6 protein-coding genes and 1 other RNA gene are annotated in these 2587 nt (G+C 43.7%); all 7 read right to left on the reverse strand.

The annotated features are described in order from the left end of the window. Positions 1-264: 264 nt before the first annotated feature. The 7 genes from OW491_RS17995 to OW491_RS18025 all read right to left on the reverse strand — a co-directional run bounded on the left by OW491_RS17995 (position 265) and on the right by OW491_RS18025 (position 2395). Complete coding sequence (locus tag OW491_RS17995; RefSeq protein ID WP_290037271.1) at positions 265-663, reverse strand: Mor transcription activator family protein; 399 nt, start codon at positions 661-663, stop codon at positions 265-267. 105 nt (positions 664-768) lie between these two features. Then, positions 769-1287 carry a regulatory protein GemA gene (locus OW491_RS18000; RefSeq protein ID WP_102582808.1) on the reverse strand — a complete coding sequence of 173 codons (519 nt, stop codon included), beginning with the start codon at positions 1285-1287 and terminating at the stop codon, positions 769-771. Positions 1288-1293: 6 nt separating this feature from the next. Then, a complete protein-coding gene (locus OW491_RS18005; RefSeq protein ID WP_102572875.1) occupies positions 1294-1638 on the reverse strand; it encodes a hypothetical protein in 345 nt (114 codons plus the stop codon). An 8-nt stretch (positions 1639-1646) separates the two neighbouring features. Then, a complete protein-coding gene (locus OW491_RS18010) occupies positions 1647-1883 on the reverse strand; it encodes a hypothetical protein (protein WP_016076447.1) in 237 nt (78 codons plus the stop codon). Between the two features lie 28 nt (positions 1884-1911). Further along, positions 1912-1982: hammerhead ribozyme type II (locus OW491_RS18015), an RNA gene on the reverse strand. Beyond that, complete coding sequence (locus tag OW491_RS18020; protein ID WP_102582809.1) at positions 1981-2169, reverse strand: hypothetical protein; 189 nt, start codon at positions 2167-2169, stop codon at positions 1981-1983. Before OW491_RS18020 ends, OW491_RS18015 begins: the two co-directional genes overlap by 2 nt. A 16-nt stretch (positions 2170-2185) precedes the next feature. After that, positions 2186-2395, reverse strand: a complete 210-nt coding sequence (locus OW491_RS18025; RefSeq protein ID WP_102582810.1) for an SEC-C metal-binding domain-containing protein — start codon at positions 2393-2395, stop codon at positions 2186-2188. Positions 2396-2587 lie beyond the last annotated feature (192 nt).

Raw genomic sequence — 2587 nt, forward strand, 5'->3', positions numbered from 1 at the left:
GTTCCTCATCCCCCCAAGTTCCTTTAGGGGTTTTGGATTCATATTCAATAATGACGTCACTCTGGTATGAAGCATTTACACTGTTCGCTTTCTTTGCTGAAGGGCAAAACTGAGATAGAACAGAAGCTGCGTCTTTGATTAATTCAATATGTTCCGAATCGGATTCATTCATTTCAAACGAAAGGGTATTACTCGGCTAACTACACCCGACGAGAGCATAGGCTGCAAGCAAAGTGATCACGGATTTGTTCATTACTAACTCTCTTAAAATAAATTCGGTTGGCGGTTCTTAACTTCTCTCTTGCGCATTTTAGCGACTACGCGATAGATGTGCTGCATACTTTTATCGTATTTACGTGACAGCTCTTCAACATTCGCACCATTGAACTCACGCCAGATAGACAGGTTCATGATTTCAGATTCAAGCTGTCTGCCGCGTGGAAGGTAAAGCTGAACACCACCAAACTCTTTGCAAATACGATGCAGTAAAACCACCGCAAGCTTTGGATCGGTTTCGTTCTTAACGAGTTCGTCTTTGAATATGCAGTAGATTTGGCGCATGGCTTCTGGCCATCGTTGGTGCTCTTCATCGTCTGCTAGTTTTTCAACTTCTTCTAGGCTTACATTCTTGTAACCAAACAAGTCTTGGTTTTCTTCACTCATTACTGCCTCCCATCCACATGGCATACCTTCACATAGTATGAATATAAAAACACCCCGCTTGGCGAGGTGTTTGTAGTATATGGCAGTGTTTACTGGTGGGGCACGTTAAGCAGGTTTGTAGTAGTTACTCGCATAATGTTCAGCTAATAGTTCGTAACCAGCTGGGCCTGTGCAATCGTTGTTCGATGGAATGCGACCACCACTTTTAGTGATCACCTCGGCCATTAATCGATAGTGCCATTTCTTTAAAGCTTCTAACACTTCAGCGGCCTGAGCTGACTTAAGCCAAACCGCCTTTTCAATGCCACGTCCATTTGATGCAGTAGTCATGCGTTTCACATAAGCATCAATGGCAACGTCGTTCGCATTGCGGATAAAGCCTTGTTTGTGCATGGTACGCCAAATTGCACGAATCTTTGCCACTTCTGGCGCTCTTGCTTGTGGCTTGCGTTTTGGTTTAAAGCCTAGCGCTTTCATTCTGTCTAACACTTTGGTTAGTTGAATGTCGTTCAAGCCTTTTGCACTTCGCTTACCTGTGCATTGCTCAAGAACGTCACGATAAGAATCATCTTCCATTGCAAGATCACGCTTAGCGATTTGGACAAGTTTGAGTAAGTTAGACATTTTGACTTACCCCTGTTTTTTAGCTTCGTTGATAGCACATGTTCGACCAGCTCTCCAATACCGCATAGCCATTCGTCTTTTGTTTGATGGTAATTTTGCCATCACATTCTTTACCATCTTAGTGGTCAGTGGATGCTCAAATGACTCGTATCCATCCACCTCATACTCATCTGCCTGATACTTAACCCATGACTTAGGGTTACAAGCAGGGCAAGGCATGTCACCGCCATTGTCTAAATAAGAATCTCCATTCTCGTCTCTACCACCACTATCTAGATCCCATAGGTATCCATCAATGCAAGTTGAATCTAGATAACGAGCTCCAAAGTCATACCCTTGATAATCACACATATTGCCTCCTAAGCCGCTTTACGTTTGGCGTTCTTGCATTCCAACTGACAAGCCTTGCACCAACTCTGCAACCCATCTGGGTTTCTTCTACATGGAGACCAGAACAAGGTGTCTTGCGGCCAATACTCTTGGCAGTGCGGGCACCATTTCTGCAAGCCTAGTTCAGCATCGAGTATGGCTTTACCATTCGCTAAGCGGCGTTGTAATAAACCTGCTTTCATTAGTGGTGTGTATTCACCAAACATAATAAAAACCTCCTATAGCTTTGTGTTGTACTGGCTGCTCATCAGTACCTAGCAACCACGCTAGGCAGACAAGCAAGGCGAACCTTGCTTGTTTCGCTTACAACTCCTTAACTGGCCCCATGCTCGCTGGCAAAATACGATCGCTTCCCTTTGTAAGAATCAGCATTACTTCTATAACTTCCGGCCTTAGCAGAAACCCGCGTTGCAACGCTGACTCTGCTAACCCATCAAGAGCTTCACGCGCAAAAGCCAACTCATCTTGCGCCAATGGATCACTAATCTTCATACTCAACCTCTCTTGCTTATTTATCTTCTAACAACCTTCCACAGCACTTCTTAAACTTCTTCTTTGAACCACATGGACAACGCTGTTTAGGTCGGATATTTATAAACCTCTCCTGAGATACAAACCCTTCCTCTAGTAACTCTCTCAACGTATTTTCTGGACGCTCACCCATGCGATAAACAATTCCTTGTTCTTGCTCGGTGATTTGATGTTTTAGTATTTCCATCTTGTATTCCTTTTTTATGATTCAAGGCACATTGCTTTAGTCAGTTCTAACCCTTCGAGCTTTTTGAACTGGCGACACAGCACAGAAGCTTTTGAGAAGTGAGGGACATGAAAGGCAAATATCTCATGTAGGTCTGGGTACTCTTTTTTAACTCGACGCTTGCCAAAAATTTTCCCTAGATCCTTTTTATGC

It is taken from the genome of Neptunomonas sp. CHC150, assembly GCF_030397555.1.
GTDB lineage: Bacteria > Pseudomonadota > Gammaproteobacteria > Pseudomonadales > Balneatricaceae > Neptunomonas > Neptunomonas phycophila.